The sequence below is a fragment of the Arthrobacter sp. 01L42 genome (genome assembly GCF_056400005.1).
In genome coordinates this window covers 13,471-26,792 of the sequence record NZ_JBFTSL010000020.1, presented here as the reverse complement: position 1 = coordinate 26,792, position 13,322 = coordinate 13,471, and the positions used below count along the sequence as shown (strand labels likewise).

12 protein-coding genes and 2 riboswitches are annotated in these 13,322 nt (G+C 67.5%); of the genes, 5 read left to right on the top strand and 7 right to left on the bottom strand.

Going from position 1 to position 13,322, the window contains the following annotated elements:
* Nucleotides 1-64: 64 nt before the first annotated feature.
* The 4 genes from AC1DN2_RS17020 to AC1DN2_RS17005 form a co-directional block, all read right to left on the bottom strand.
* Nucleotides 65-565 carry an HNH endonuclease gene (locus tag AC1DN2_RS17020; RefSeq protein WP_026266867.1) on the bottom strand — a complete coding sequence of 167 codons (501 nt, stop codon included), beginning with the start codon at nt 563-565 and terminating at the stop codon, nt 65-67.
* A gap of 219 nt (nt 566-784) precedes the next feature.
* Entirely contained in the window at nt 785-1,543 is a 759-nt protein-coding gene (locus AC1DN2_RS17015; protein WP_230009730.1) for an NlpC/P60 family protein, read from the bottom strand.
* A gap of 295 nt (nt 1,544-1,838) precedes the next feature.
* Nucleotides 1,839-2,008, bottom strand: a riboswitch (cyclic di-AMP (ydaO/yuaA leader).
* 136 nt (nt 2,009-2,144) lie between these two features.
* Nucleotides 2,145-2,966: a M23 family metallopeptidase gene (locus AC1DN2_RS17010; RefSeq protein ID WP_476851273.1), complete on the bottom strand. Its 822-nt coding sequence runs from the start codon at nt 2,964-2,966 to the stop codon at nt 2,145-2,147.
* Nucleotides 2,967-2,970: 4 nt separating this feature from the next.
* Nucleotides 2,971-3,185, bottom strand: a riboswitch (cyclic di-AMP (ydaO/yuaA leader).
* Nucleotides 3,186-3,335: 150 nt separating this feature from the next.
* Nucleotides 3,336-4,031: an iron-dependent transcriptional repressor DtxR gene (locus AC1DN2_RS17005; RefSeq protein WP_079555358.1), complete on the bottom strand. Its 696-nt coding sequence runs from the start codon at nt 4,029-4,031 to the stop codon at nt 3,336-3,338.
* A gap of 359 nt (nt 4,032-4,390) precedes the next feature.
* Between AC1DN2_RS17005 and serC the strand changes: the two genes are divergently transcribed.
* Nucleotides 4,391-5,521 (top strand): phosphoserine transaminase, encoded by a 1,131-nt coding sequence (gene serC / locus AC1DN2_RS17000; protein ID WP_476851272.1) that lies wholly within the window; start codon nt 4,391-4,393, stop codon nt 5,519-5,521.
* A gap of 61 nt (nt 5,522-5,582) precedes the next feature.
* Here the strand turns inward: serC and AC1DN2_RS16995 are convergent, their stop codons facing one another.
* The 3 genes from AC1DN2_RS16995 to AC1DN2_RS16985 are packed head-to-tail and all read right to left on the bottom strand — an operon-like array spanning nt 5,583 to nt 7,974.
* A complete protein-coding gene (locus AC1DN2_RS16995) occupies nt 5,583-6,902 on the bottom strand; it encodes an MFS transporter (RefSeq protein WP_476851271.1) in 1,320 nt (439 codons plus the stop codon).
* 44 nt (nt 6,903-6,946) lie between these two features.
* On the bottom strand, nt 6,947-7,582 hold the full coding sequence (locus AC1DN2_RS16990) for a DUF3027 domain-containing protein (RefSeq protein ID WP_476851270.1): 636 nt from the start codon (nt 7,580-7,582) through the stop codon (nt 6,947-6,949).
* A gap of 8 nt (nt 7,583-7,590) precedes the next feature.
* Nucleotides 7,591-7,974 (bottom strand): cold-shock protein, encoded by a 384-nt coding sequence (locus AC1DN2_RS16985; protein WP_018776003.1) that lies wholly within the window; start codon nt 7,972-7,974, stop codon nt 7,591-7,593.
* A gap of 177 nt (nt 7,975-8,151) precedes the next feature.
* Between AC1DN2_RS16985 and AC1DN2_RS16980 the strand changes: the two genes are divergently transcribed.
* The 4 genes from AC1DN2_RS16980 (at nt 8,152) to AC1DN2_RS16965 (ending at nt 13,320) form a co-directional block, all read left to right on the top strand.
* A complete protein-coding gene (locus AC1DN2_RS16980; protein WP_079555362.1) occupies nt 8,152-8,385 on the top strand; it encodes a hypothetical protein in 234 nt (77 codons plus the stop codon).
* A gap of 10 nt (nt 8,386-8,395) precedes the next feature.
* The gene (locus AC1DN2_RS16975; protein ID WP_476851269.1) at nt 8,396-10,888 is read left to right on the top strand and encodes a helicase-associated domain-containing protein; all 2,493 of its coding nucleotides are present in this window, start codon (nt 8,396-8,398) and stop codon (nt 10,886-10,888) included.
* Nucleotides 10,885-12,531 (top strand): DNA repair helicase XPB, encoded by a 1,647-nt coding sequence (locus tag AC1DN2_RS16970; protein WP_223914292.1) that lies wholly within the window; start codon nt 10,885-10,887, stop codon nt 12,529-12,531. Before AC1DN2_RS16975 ends, AC1DN2_RS16970 begins: the two co-directional genes overlap by 4 nt.
* A gap of 78 nt (nt 12,532-12,609) precedes the next feature.
* On the top strand, nt 12,610-13,320 hold the full coding sequence (locus AC1DN2_RS16965) for a response regulator transcription factor (protein WP_018775770.1): 711 nt from the start codon (nt 12,610-12,612) through the stop codon (nt 13,318-13,320).
* The last annotated feature ends 2 nt before the right edge of the window (nt 13,321-13,322 follow it).

Here is a 13,322-nt window from a genome sequence, read left to right as displayed (position 1 = left end):
CCGAACAAGCCGTCACGTGCGCCGGCAGCGCCTTCACCTGCTGATCAATCAGCAAGGGGGCAGATCAGGCAGCCGATTCAGGCAGCAGGAACGGATCCCAGGCCGGCGTCGGCTTCTCGAGTTCCTTGATCTGCCAGATGGCACCCTTTGGCGGGCCCGGAACAAAACCGATCTTCCAGCCCATCTCCGCCGGCGTATGGTCGCTCTTGGCGTTGTTGCACCGCAGGCACGCCGCCACCAGATTCTCCCAGGAGTCGGCCCCGCCCCGCGATTTGGGCTGGATGTGGTCGATGGTGTGGGCAGCCTTGCCGCAGTACGCGCAGCGGTGGGCATCCCGGCGCAGCACGCCGCGGCGGCTCACCGCAGTCATTGTGTTGTACCTGGGCCGGATGTAGCGGTTCAGCAGGATCACGGACGGGCGGCCCAAAATGTCCTGGGGGCCGACCACGGGGTCGTCCCCTTCGGCCACCACGCTGGCCTTTCCGGTCAGGACAAGGACGAGCGCCCGGCGGAAGGTGATGACCGCCAGCGGTTCATATCCAGCATTCAGAACGAGAGTGCGCATCCGCATACCTCTTCACGGCCGCACCCGCCAGCGGCACGAGGGCCGGCTGCCCTCTGCATGGTCGGGCTATGGATCGACAACACAAGAGTAAACACTCAAGTGCCGGATCACCGAATATTTTTTCACCGGTGCGGTCCCGGGCGCGGAAAGTTCACTGCACGGCAACGCAAAAGACCCCCGCCTGCAGGCGGGGGTCTTTCGGAATGCTGGGGTTCGTGCTTAGGCGCCGACGCGGATGAAGACCGGGCCGGAGCCGACGTTGACGCTGTACAGCGCGGTGGTGCCGCCGTTCCAGCCGCCGTGCACTGCCATGCCGTTGCCGACGTAGACCGCGATGTGAGCCATGCCCACGCCGCCGTTCTGGTAGTAAGCGAGGTCGCCCGGGCGTGCCTCGGCGGCGCTCACGGTGCGGCCCAGGGACAGGTAACCTGCCGGCCAGCCGTGGTAGTGGATGCCTGCCGCGGCCAGGGCGTTGGTGGCGAGGGCGGTGCAGTCCTGCGCCACGCCGATCTGTGCGTAGGCAGCGGCGGCGATGGTCGCGCCTGCGCCGCTTCCGATGCCAGCGGGGGCCTGGGCAGCGACGCCGCCGCTGACGCCAAGCTCGGTGCCGCCGGCGCGGGTGGCCGTGGCGTCCTGGACCTTGACAACGGGCTTGGGAGCCTCGACAACGGGAGCCGGCGTGGTGGTCACGGCGGGCTTCTCGTAGGAGATCGCGATGGTGGAAGCGGCCGAGATGGTGGCCGGAGCTGCGGACTGGACTTCCAGGGCCGAAGCGGAGGTGGATTCGCGCTGAACATTGGTTTCAGCAGCGTTGGCTGCGATTCCGCTGGTCAGGACCAGACCGGAAGCTGCGGCGATGACCGCGGCCTGACGGCCCACGCCGCCGGCGTTGTCGCCGACAGCCTTAGCAATAACAGCCAGCGAGTTGGTCTTGGTGACCTCGGCGCGGTGCCGTGCAACGTTTGCACGAGTAGTCATTAAGTTCTCTCTTTCGTGATCCTTGGACCGCGCGCTTTCGGGCACGGACTGAGGACGCTCCGGCATCTTGGGGGTACGCCGGATCGCCCCGAAATGGGTTACTTAGCGAAGGGTGTACTGCGAAGACGCGCCAAAAGCGGAAACTGCATGCTGTCCGGGCTCGCTAGAGATTGAGCCTGCGGAACGTGATCCAATCCGGGCGCCGGCAAGGGCGGCACGTGATGTGGATTCCAGCGGGCTCGACAGAGCCTCGCCGGTGCGCATGCGCGCAGAATTGTGGCGTGAAGACACGAAAGTAGCCTCTCCCAATGCCTACGAGGTGAGCTGTCGGATTCGGATGGGAGTCACCCGGCCGCGCTGCTTCCTGGGAAGCTTTACGACTTAACCCCAAGGCCTTCTTTCGAAGGCCAAAATTGGTTCCCCCGCCCCTGCCAGACGATGTAATGCGAACGGACCTTGAGCGGTGGCAGAGCTAGGCAATCCACTCAAGAGCGCCAACTTCGGAAAAGTTGGCGTGCTTCAAACCCTACAGCAGTCCGGATCCAATGTCACATTCAGATCACGGCGTGTCACAGGAAGTTGAGAGCAGCCCATCGGCTTTTTAGAGCCAACCGAGCGGATCAACGACATCGCCGTTGACCATCACTTCAAAGTGGAGGTGGCAGCCCGTGGAGGCGCCGGTGGTTCCGCTCATGGCGACGACGTCACCGCGGGAAACCTTCTGGCCGACCTTGACCGAGGCCGAGGACAGGTGGTTGTACGTGGTCTCCAGGCCGTTGCCGTGATCGATGACCACGCGGTTCCCCCCGCCGAAGGGATGCCAGCCGTTGAAGGTCACGGTGCCGCTGGCGGCCGCGTGGACCGCCGTGCCGCACTGGGCGGCGAAATCCTGGCCGCGGTGGAACTCCCCCGCGCCCCCGGTAATGGGGCTGACACGGTAGCCGAAGGGCGAGGCCGTGACCAGCTGGTCGAGCGGCGCACCCAGGGTGCCGGCCGATGCCGCGCGGGTGATGGTGCCCACAGACTGGGCGCTCAGCAGCTGCTTGAGTTTCCCGTCCGGATCGCCCTTCGTGGTGACGGCCGTGCGGTTGAAGTCGACTTTGGCGGCGGCGGCAGCGGTGACATCCGGCTGCACGGCAGCGGAGAGTGCGCCGGACCCGCCCGGATTCGAAGCCATCACCGGGCTCGTGACGGGGACCGTCACGGTCAGAACCAGACCAGTTGCGGCCAGGGCGATCCCGGCCTTCTGCCCGACCCCGCTGGCCGCGGCAAAGTCCGTGACCTGGCGGAACGGACTGCGACGGCGACGGCGTTCATCCCGGTGCACGTCCCGCGGGCGTTCGGCCGTGTGTGCGACGACGGGACGCGGCTCCGGAGCGGGACCGGTCGCGCGGCGACGGCCCCTGGAGGTCTGGGTGGTCAAGAACGGTTCCTCTCTGGATGGCCTGCGAAGTTAGCTGTCGGATTCGGGTCAGAGAGATCAAAGACCCGGTCCGCCGTTGCAAGCAGCCACGCACAGATGCATCCCCAGGGGATCCTTCGGTGGAAGCTGCTTGCCGCTGACGGACTTCACCCCAAGGCTGCCGAAGTAGCAGCCGAAAGTGGTTCCCCCGCCCCTGCCAGGAGGTAGTTCTGCGACTGATCCGCTGGCAGGGCTCGGCTTCGGATCAGGTAACGCTTTGGTATCGGTACTGGGCACTAACTATAGGCGATTAAGCCGCCCGGTAATAAATCCGTAACCGCAATTGTGGACAACTCATGGGTCGTCCCATGACCGGCGCGTAGTGGCTGGTCAGGCGACTGTTACAAAGACGTGCGCGGCAACCTCGGGCGGCAGTTCCAGGGCACCTTCGATATCGGGGACGCGGACCGAGATGTACTCCCCCACCCGCTCCAGCGAGACAAGCGCGCCAGGCCTGATTCCGCCCTCGTCGAGCTGGGCCAGAAGCTCCGGCTCCACCTGGATCGGCTCCGCGAGCCGGTTGACCGTAACCCGGGAAGTTACCCCGTAGCCGGCCATGGCCTCCAGCAGGTTCACAGGCCTGTCCACGGGGGCGCCATTGGGCACACCGCCAAGATCCGCAAGCCCCGGAATAGGGTTTCCGTAGGGCGAGACCGTCGGGTGGTTGAGCATCTCGAAGATTCTTCGCTCGACGCGTTCGCTCATGACATGTTCCCAGCGGCACGCTTCCTCGTGGACGTAGGCCCAGTCGAGCCCGATCACGTCCGCGAGGAGGCGTTCGGCCAGACGGTGCTTGCGCATGACACCGATTGCACGTTTCCGTCCGGTTTCCGTCAGTTCAAGGTGCCGGTCGCCGGAAACAACCACCAGCCCGTCGCGCTCCATCCGGCCGATCGTCTGGGACACAGTGGGGCCGGAGTGGCGGAGCCGTTCGGCGATGCGGGCGCGGAGGGCAACGATGTTTTCTTCTTCAAGTTCCAGAATGGTCCGAAGATACATCTCCGTGGTATCGATCAGATCCGTCATTCAGCTCAGCTCCTCGAGCGCAGTCCTAGCGTCATTCCCACCGTACCGCGTGCGGGCTGCATGCAGGATGCGCCCAGGCGGGAACCGCCGTACGTTCGCATGCCAGCCTAGCCTATTTTGAATTACTCCGGATAATCTTTCGATCGACCTGGAGCTATTGTCCCAGGCCCAGCCGGCCGGCCGTCCCCGGCGTCTCAATGACCGGACTATGACAGGCCTTTTTCCGTATCGCCGGGAGCTGTCAGGCAAAATAAAACAGGCAGAATGAAACAGGCAGAATGAAAAGGGGTGTCCGTGGTAGCCATCCCTGCCCGCCACCTCCCAGCCACGCTACGAACCAGCCGAAAATTGGAGCCACTGTGAGCGACACCAGCATCACGATCCCCGCCAACCTCCTGCCCAAGGACGGACGGTTCGGCGCCGGCCCGTCCAAAGTCCGGCCGGAACAGATGGACGCCCTGGCCGCGGCATCGTCGAAGCTGCTGGGGACCTCGCACCGCCAAGCACCCGTGAAGAACCTGGTCGGCTCGGTGCGCAGCGGCCTCAGCGAATTCTTCCGGGCACCGGAAGGCTATGAAGTCGTGCTGGGCGTCGGCGGATCTACCGCGTTCTGGGACATTTCCAGCTTCGGGCTCGTGGAGAACAAAGCGCAGCACCTGTCCTTCGGCGAGTTCGGCTCGAAGTTCGCCTCTGCCACCAACAAGGCGCCGTTCCTTGCCGAGTCCTCCATCATCAAGGCCGAACCCGGCACCCGCCCCACCGCCCGGGCGGAGGCCGGCGTCGACGTCTATGCGTGGCCGCAGAACGAGACCTCAACCGGCGTAGCCGCCCCCGTCCAGCGGGTGGCCGGCGCCGACGAGGGGTCGCTGGTGCTCGTGGACGCGACCTCGGCCGCGGGCGGGCTGGACGTGGACGTGGCGGAGTCGGACGTGTACTACTTCGCGCCGCAGAAGAACTTCGCGTCCGACGGCGGCCTGTGGCTGGGCCTGTTCTCCCCGGCCGCGCTGGAACGGGCGGCACGGATCAAGGCCGGCAACCGCTGGATTCCCGACTTCCTTGACCTCCAGACGGCGATCGACAATTCCCGGCTGAACCAGACCTACAACACCCCCGCACTGGCCACCCTGGTGACCCTGGACGCCCAGGTGCAGTGGCTCAACGCCAACGGCGGCCTGGACTTCGCCGCCGGCCGGACCACGGATTCTGCCGGCCGCATCTACCGCTGGGCCGAAGCGTCCGAATACGCCACGCCGTTCGTGGCCAAGGCCGAGGACCGCTCGAACGTGATCGCCACGATCGACTTCGATGACTCGATCGACGCCGCGGCCATCGCCAAGGTGCTCCGCGCCAACGGCGTCGTCGACACCGAGCCGTACCGCAAGCTAGGCCGCAACCAGCTGCGCATCGCCACCTTCGTGGCGATCGAGCCCGACGATGTCTCGGCACTGCTCGAGTGCATCGATTTCGTCGTGGCGGAACTGAAGAAGTAGCCCTGCGTCCGGCGTCGCCACGGCCCCTGAGAACCTAAGCCGTGACGGCGCCGTCGTCGTTTCAGGTCCGTCCGCCCTGCTGTGCCTCCGGCAGCGCGTCCCTGACGGCACCGGCCGCCCCGGTCCGGCTTTCGACGCGGAAGTACCGCAGCCCGTGGGCGCGGCAGTTGAAGTGGAGCCGCAGGTGCTTCGCGCGGATGATCCACACCAGCCCGATCAGGGCCGCCAGCAGGCCGGCGCCCGCCGCGACCGCCATGGACCAGCGGGGGCCGGCGGTGTTTGCCACCCAGCCGACGAGCGGCGCACCAAGGGGAGTTCCGCCCATGAAGATCGCCATGTAGAGGGCCATCACACGGCCCCGCATGACGGGCTCTGTCGTGGTCTGGACGTACCCGTTGGCGCTCGTCATCATGGTGATCGCGAACAGCCCCACGGGCACAAGTGCGACGCCGTACCAGAAGTAGTTCGGGGCCATCGCTGCGATGCCCGAGGTCACGCCGAAGGCGGCGGCCGCCCCGAAGATGACCCGCAGCCGTGGCTTGCCGCGCCCGGCGGACAGCAGGGCCCCGGCGACGGATCCGATGGCCATGATCGAATTCATCAGGCCGAAGGCCCCCGCGTCCAGGCCGAATTCGGTCCCCACCATGGCCGCGATGAACAGGGCGAAATTCAGCCCCAGGGTTCCCACGATGAAGATAGCCACCAGCACCACGACCAAATCCGGACGGTACCTCACATAGCGCAGCCCCTCCCGGATCCTGCCCTTGCCCGCCGGTGCCCGCGGCAGCCGGCGCAGCGACGACGACGGGATTTTCGCCAGGCTCAGCAACAGGGGCACAAAGGTGAGCGTATTAATGAGGAAGACCCAGCCGGGCCCGACGACGGCCGTGAGCACGCCGGCGACGGCCGGACCGATCATCCGGGCAACATTGAAAGACGCGCTGTTCAGGGCCACGGCGTTGGGCAGGTAGTCGTCCTGGACGAGTTCCGAGACGAAGGTCTGCCGGGCGGGGGCGTCCAGGGCTGAGACCACCCCGAGCATCAGGGCAAAGGCGTAGACGTGCCAGAGCTGCGCCGCGCCCGTGACCACCAGGATGCCCAGCCCCGCGCTCAGCAGCGCCATGGCGGACTGCGTCAGCACCAGGAGCCTCTTGCGGTTGAACCGGTCGGCGACCAGTCCGGCCACGGGTGCCAGGAAGAGTTGCGGGCCCAGCTGCAGGGCCATCGTGATTCCCACCGCCCCGGCATCGTGCGCCGTCAAGTGAGCGAACACCAGCCAGTCCTGGGCGGTGCGCTGCATCCAGGTGCCAACGTTGGAAATGAGGGCGCCGACGAACCAGATCCGGTAGTTCAGGATGTGCAGGGATTTGAACGTGGACATCAGCCCCAGCCCTCCCCAGACACGCTCCCGGACGCTTCCAACCGCTAGTCGGCCTCGCCCGTGGAGCGTTCCCGCTCGTCGGCGTCGGTGTCAGTGTCGGCGTCGGCGTCAGCGTCGTCGTGGTCGGTGTCGGTGTCGTCGTCGGTGTCAGCGTCGTCGTCGGTGTCAGCGTCGGCGTCATCCTGCTGGTCGGCGTCGGACGCCTGTGACGGCGCTTCGGAACCGGACGGCGCCTCGGCAGCCTCGTCAGCCTGCGCGTCTTCCGGGCGGACCCGTTCGGCCCACGGAACCCAGGCCGGTGCCAGGATGGAGTCCTCGGAGGGCAGGAGCCCAAGTTCGTCCACCGTGACCACCTTGGAGCGCGAGTTGCGTGTCAGCACGGCGTACCACTGCCAGCCCAGGTATCCGGGGAGCCTGGATTCGAACAGGTGGGTCACCAGGCGGTCGCCCTCGCTCCGGGCACCGATGTGCTCGCCGATCTGCTCGGCGGGGGCAATGCCCTCCACCGCGGTGCGGGCGACGTCGACGGCGGCGGCCAGAAAGGCGTCAGGCTTGCCGGTGCGCCAGACGGGCACGCCGGCGCGCGGGCGGATTCCCTGCTTGGAGCCGGTTGCTTTGGCCCCGGCGGGCGCTGCGGTTCCGGCGTCCGGCGCCGGCAACTGATCAGGTTCCTGAGTCATCAAAAGCCTTATACGTCCAGCTCGTCGGCAACCTTACGGAGGGCCGCTGCGATCGCCTTGCCCTTGTTGCCTTCCGGGTACTTGCCCGCGGACAGGGTCCCGGACAGGTTATCCAGCACGCTGACGAGGTCCTGGACCAGCGGGGCAAGGTCCCTGGCGCTGGGCCGCTTTGCCTTGGCGATGGACGGCGTCTTGTCCAGCACGCGCAGGCCCAGGGCCTGGGCACCCTTGCGTCCGTCGGCTACACCAAATTCAACACGCGTGCCGGCCTTGAGCTCCGTGATGCCTTCGGGCAGCGCGGACTTGGGCAGGAAGACTTCCTGGCCGTCCTCGCCCGCGAGGAATCCGAAGCCTTTTTCCTTGTCATACCACTTGACCTTGCCGGTAGGCACGTAATCAACCTTCTTCGTTCTGCGGGGACACGGCCGGCGGTCACCGCATCCGCATGGATACGCGGGTTCAGGGTATGACTGCCCGGACCGTGTTGGTCTGTATCTCCAAGGTTATCCTGCCTGGTTCACTTTAACGGCTTGAGGCGCGGGCGATGCCGGACTGTTAGCGTTGCCCCCATGACACTGACGCGTTACCGGCGGCCTTTGATGATCGTAGCGGCCACCCTTGCTGTGCTGTCCCTCGTTGCCGTCGGCGCCGTCATGGCGATGGCCTTCAACAATGCCGTGGCGCCCGCCTGGATTACCTCGACGGCCCTCTACGGCCTCCCGGTGGCATTCCTGCTCATGCTGGCCCTCGTTGTCGACGCGGTGGCAGCCCGGCGCCGCCCGCGCGGGCCCGGCGAAAGGTAACGTTGGAGCGATGTCCCTCATCCGCGCGCTCAGCAAGGAACTTCAGGCACGAAGCGACGAATCGTTGCGGGCCTTGTTCTCCGCGCGGCCGGACCTGATTTCTCCCGGCGTCCCGGACTTCGCCGCCCTCGCCGCCCGCGCCAGCGGACGCGTCAGCGTCCAGCGGGCACTCGAACGGCTCAACCGCCCGCAGATGCAGGTCCTGGAAACCCTGCACCTGTGCACCAACGCCGATACCGGGCACAGCGCGTCGGCGGCGATGCTGAAGAAACTGATCAACGGCTCCTCGGTTGCCGCCGTCGACCGGCTCCTCCATTCCCTGCAGGAACTGGCCCTCGTCCACCGCGCCGATCCGCCGCACGGCGCGACCCCCGCCGCCGCCAAGCAGCGCCACTACCTTCCGGTCGGCAGTCTCAAGGACGTGATTGGCATCTACCCGGCGGGGCTGGGGCGCAGCTACACCGAACTGGTGCGGCTCCAGCCTGCTTTCGCGCAGCGCGTGGTGCAGCTGGTGGGGGAACTTCACCGCGCCGGGGCGTCCGTCTCCCCCGCCACGACGCCGATGGAAGCCGCCCTGTCCCTGCAGCACTGGACGGCAACACCGGAATCGCTCCAGCAAATCCTGGCCACCGCACCGGACCGGACCGCCGCCCTTCTGGCCCGGTTCGGGAACTGGGCCATGGGCGCCGTCCCGCAGGCGCAGCGCCGGGCGTCCGTGCTCCACGAAGGCGCCGACGTCGGCCCCGTGGACTGGCTGCTGGCGCGCGGGCTGCTGGTACCGCTGGACGCCGCGCACGTCGAACTGCCGCACAGCGTCGGAGTGTCGCTGCGCGGCGGGTTTGTCATCGAGAACTTTTCGCTCACGCCGCCTGTCCCCCGGCTGGGCAACACGAGCGCGGGGCTGCGCCGAAACGCCGCGCTGGGCGCCATCGCCGAGACGCTGCGGCTCGTCGGCGAAGTGCTCTACACCGTGCGCGAACAGCCGCTGGCGACGCTGCGAAGCGGGGGCGTCGGGGTCCGGGAGATGAAGCGGCTGGCGGATTCCCTGCGGATGGACGTGCACGAGGCCGGCGTCCTCGCGGAGCTCTGCGGAATGGCCGGTCTGCTGCGGCTGGACGTCGACAGTTCTGCGTGGGTGCAGCCGCCGCAGCTGGAGTGGCTGTCGCTGCCGCGGCAGGAGCAGTGGCTGTGGCTGGTCAACGCCTGGCTGGCCAGCGAGCGCGCACCGTCCCTCGTGGGCCAGCCGGTGAATGCTGCCGCCCCGGGCCCGGCCGGGCACCGGGGCCCGGCCGGGACCACCATCAATGCGCTCTCCGCCGAGGCGCAGCGGCCGGACGCCCCGGTGGTCCGGAAAAGGGTCCTGGAAATCCTGCACGAACTCACCCTTGAGGCCGTGGCGCCCGACGGGCAGGCCCCCGTCCTCGATGCCGCCGCCGTGCTGGAGCGTGCCGAGTGGACGCAGCCCCGGATGGCCAGGCGCTTCAGCTCGCTGATCCGCGGCATCCTCGCGGAGGCCGAGATGCTTGGCCTGATCGGATCTGGGGCGCTGAGCCAGCTGGGCGCCGCGATCGCCGCCGAGCAGCCGGACGACGCCCTGGGGATCCTGGGCGAACACCTGCCGGCGGCCCTGCAGCACGTGTTGCTGCAGGCGGACCTGACGGCGGTGGCGCCGGGCTACCTCGACCCCGAACTGAGCGAACGGCTCCTGACCATGGCCACGGCCGAAGGGCAGGGACCGGCCACCATCTACCGGTTCTCCGTCACCTCCGTGCGCCGGGCCCTCGACACCGGCCTGGACGCCGCGGCGATGCTGGACTTCCTGCGCCAGCATTCGGCCACCGCCATCCCGCAGCCCCTCCAGTACCTCATCGAAGACACCGCCGCGCGCCATTCCCGGCTCCGGGTGGGGGCCGCGGCCAGTTTTATCCAAAGCGAGGACGAGGCTGCCCTGCTGGAACTGCTCAACGCCCCGGCCGTGGCTGGCCTCGGGCTGGTGCGCATCGCGCCCACCGTGGTCGTCTCCCACGCCGCGCCCCGGGAAACCGCCCAGGCCCTCCGGGGTCTGGGGCTCGCCCCGGTCCTGGAGGAAGCTGCCTCCGCCATCGTCCGGCTGCGCCGCAGCACCCCTGCGCCCGGCAGTGGCCGGCCGGTGTACACCGCCCCGCGGACCGCTCCGCCGGAGGCCGACATCGAGGCCCAGCTGGCCGTGCTGCGCGCCAACGGGTCCCGGGCGCCGGGCTCCGGCGCCCACCCGCCCGCGGCACCGGGCAGCGAGGAAGCGACCCAGTTGGGCCTCGAGACCCTGCTGAAGGCGATCCGCCTCAGGCAGCGGGTCATCATGAATGTCGTGGACAGCATGGGGAATGCCACCCGCGAGACGGTTGTTCCGGTAGCTGTGAATGGCGGGCGGGTGCGGGTGTTCGATCCGGACAAGGAAATCGAGCGGGTCCTGTCCATCCACCGCATTATCGACGTAGAAGCTACAGAGGAATTGTTCCAGTGAATGACGGGCCCCTGATCGTCCAGAGTGACAAGACCATCCTGCTGGAGGTCGACCACGAACTCGCAACGGAGGCCCGGCACGCCATCGCGGCGTTCGCCGAGCTGGAACGGGCCCCGGAGCATGTGCACAGCTACCGGCTGACGCCGCTGGGGCTCTGGAACGCCCGGGCGGCCGGGCTGGACGCCGAAAAAGTGCTGGACACCCTGCTCACGTACTCCCGTTTCCCCGTGCCCCATTCCCTGCTGATCGACGTCGAAGAGACCATGTCCCGCTACGGCCGGCTCCGGCTGGAGAAGGACCCGCAGCACGGCCTGGTCATGCGCACCTCCGACTACCCGGTGCTCGAGGAAGTCAGCCGCGCCAAAAAGATCGCCCCGTTGCTCGGGCCACGGATCGACGGCGAGACGGTGGTGGTGCATTCCTCCCAGCGCGGCCAGCTCAAGCAGCTGTTGCTCAAGCTTGGCTGGCCGGCCGAGGATCTGGCCGGCTACGTGGACGGCACCCCGCACCCCATCATGCTCAACGAATCGGGCTGGAAGCTGCGGCCCTACCAGCAACTGGCCGCGGAGAACTTCTGGGCCGGCGGCAGCGGCGTCGTCGTCCTTCCCTGCGGCGCCGGCAAGACGCTGGTCGGCGCGGCCGCCATGGCCACCAGCTCCACCACCACACTGATCCTGGTGACCAACACCGTCGCCGCGCGGCAGTGGAAGGACGAGCTCCTCAAACGCACGTCGCTGACTGAGGAGGAGATCGGCGAGTACTCCGGCTCCGTTAAGGAAGTCCGGCCGGTCACGATCGCCACCTACCAGGTCCTGACCACGAAGCGCGGCGGGCTGTACCCGCACCTGGAGCTCGTGGACGGCAACGACTGGGGCCTGATCATCTACGACGAGGTCCACCTGCTGCCCGCGCCGATCTTCCGGATGACGGCGGACCTGCAGGCCCGTCGGCGGCTCGGGCTGACCGCCACGTTGGTGCGGGAGGACGGCCGGGAGGGCGAGGTCTTCAGCCTGATCGGGCCGAAACGCTACGACGCGCCGTGGAAGGACATCGAGGCCCAGGGCTACATCGCCCCGGCCGATTGCGTGGAAGTCCGGGTGGACCTGCCCCGCGACGAACGGGTGGCCTATGCCATGGCCGAGGACGCCGACAAATACCGGCTGTGTGCCACCTCCGAGACGAAGACCCGGGTGGTCGAAGAACTCGTCGCCGAACACGCCGGGGAACAGCTCCTGGTGATCGGGCAGTACATCGACCAGCTCGACGAGATCGGCGAGCGCCTGGGCGCGCCGGTGATCAAGGGCGACACGTCGGTGAAGGAGCGCCAGCGGCTGTTCGACGCGTTCCGCGCCGGCGAGGTGCAGACCCTGGTGGTGTCCAAAGTCGCCAATTTCTCCATCGACCTGCCCGAGGCGTCGGTCGCGATCCAGGTCTCCGGTTCATTCGGGTCCCGCCAGGAGGAGGCCCAGCGCCTGGGCCGGCTGCTGCGCCCGAAGAAGGACGGCCGCTCCGCCCGGTTCTATTCGCTCGTGGCCAGGGACACCCTGGACCAGGATTTCGCCGCGAAGCGGCAGCGGTTCCTCGCCGAGCAGGGGTACGCCTACCGGATCATGGACGCCAAGGACGTCGGCACCGCGGGCTAGGCGGGGGCCGGGGATGCGGCCATGCAACACACAACCTCCATTCAGAAAACTCCCAGAGTCTGGGAGCATCATGGGAACATGAAGAAGAACGGTCCCGAAGCCAAGCTCCTCGTCGTCGATGACGAACCGAACATCCGCGAGCTGCTCTCCACGTCCCTGCGCTTCGCTGGTTTTGAAGTCGTCTCGGCCGGCAGCGGACGCGAGGCGCTGGCTGCTGCTGAGTTGCACTCCCCCGATCTGGCGGTGCTGGACGTCATGCTGCCGGACATGGACGGCTTCACCGTTACCCGCCGCCTGCGCGCCGCCGGCAAGCACTTCCCGGTCCTGTTCCTCACGGCCAAGGACGACACCGAGGACAAAGTCACCGGTTTGACCGTGGGCGGGGACGATTACGTCACCAAACCGTTCAGCCTCGACGAGGTGGTGGCCCGCATCCGCGCCGTACTCCGGCGCACGCAACCCCAGGTCGACGATGACGCCGTGATCCGGGTCGATGACCTCCAGCTCGACGACGACGCCCACGAGGTCCGCCGCGGCGGGACCGTGATCGAGCTCTCGCCCACGGAATTCAAGCTCCTGCGCTACCTCATGCTCAATCCGAACCGGGTCCTGTCCAAGGCCCAGATCCTCGACCATGTATGGGAGTACGACTTCAACGGCGACGCCTCGATCGTGGAGTCGTACATCTCCTACCTGCGCCGCAAAGTGGATATCGATCCCGATGCCCCGGCACTGATCCAGACCAAGCGCGGCGTCGGCTACGTTCTGCGGACTGCCGAGAAGCGTTGACC

Coding starts and splice junctions, on each gene's coding strand:
- AC1DN2_RS16975 (WP_476851269.1), top strand. CDS start 8,396: ATGTCCCTCATCCGCGCGCTCAGCAAGGAACTTCAGGCACGAAGCGAC.
- AC1DN2_RS16990 (WP_476851270.1), bottom strand. CDS start 7,582: ATGACTCAGGAACCTGATCAGTTGCCGGCGCCGGACGCCGGAACCGCA.
- AC1DN2_RS16965 (WP_018775770.1), top strand. CDS start 12,610: ATGAAGAAGAACGGTCCCGAAGCCAAGCTCCTCGTCGTCGATGACGAA.
- AC1DN2_RS17020 (WP_026266867.1), bottom strand. CDS start 565: ATGCGCACTCTCGTTCTGAATGCTGGATATGAACCGCTGGCGGTCATC.
- AC1DN2_RS17015 (WP_230009730.1), bottom strand. CDS start 1,543: ATGACTACTCGTGCAAACGTTGCACGGCACCGCGCCGAGGTCACCAAG.
- AC1DN2_RS16980 (WP_079555362.1), top strand. CDS start 8,152: ATGACACTGACGCGTTACCGGCGGCCTTTGATGATCGTAGCGGCCACC.
- AC1DN2_RS17005 (WP_079555358.1), bottom strand. CDS start 4,031: ATGACGGATCTGATCGATACCACGGAGATGTATCTTCGGACCATTCTG.
- AC1DN2_RS16995 (WP_476851271.1), bottom strand. CDS start 6,902: ATGTCCACGTTCAAATCCCTGCACATCCTGAACTACCGGATCTGGTTC.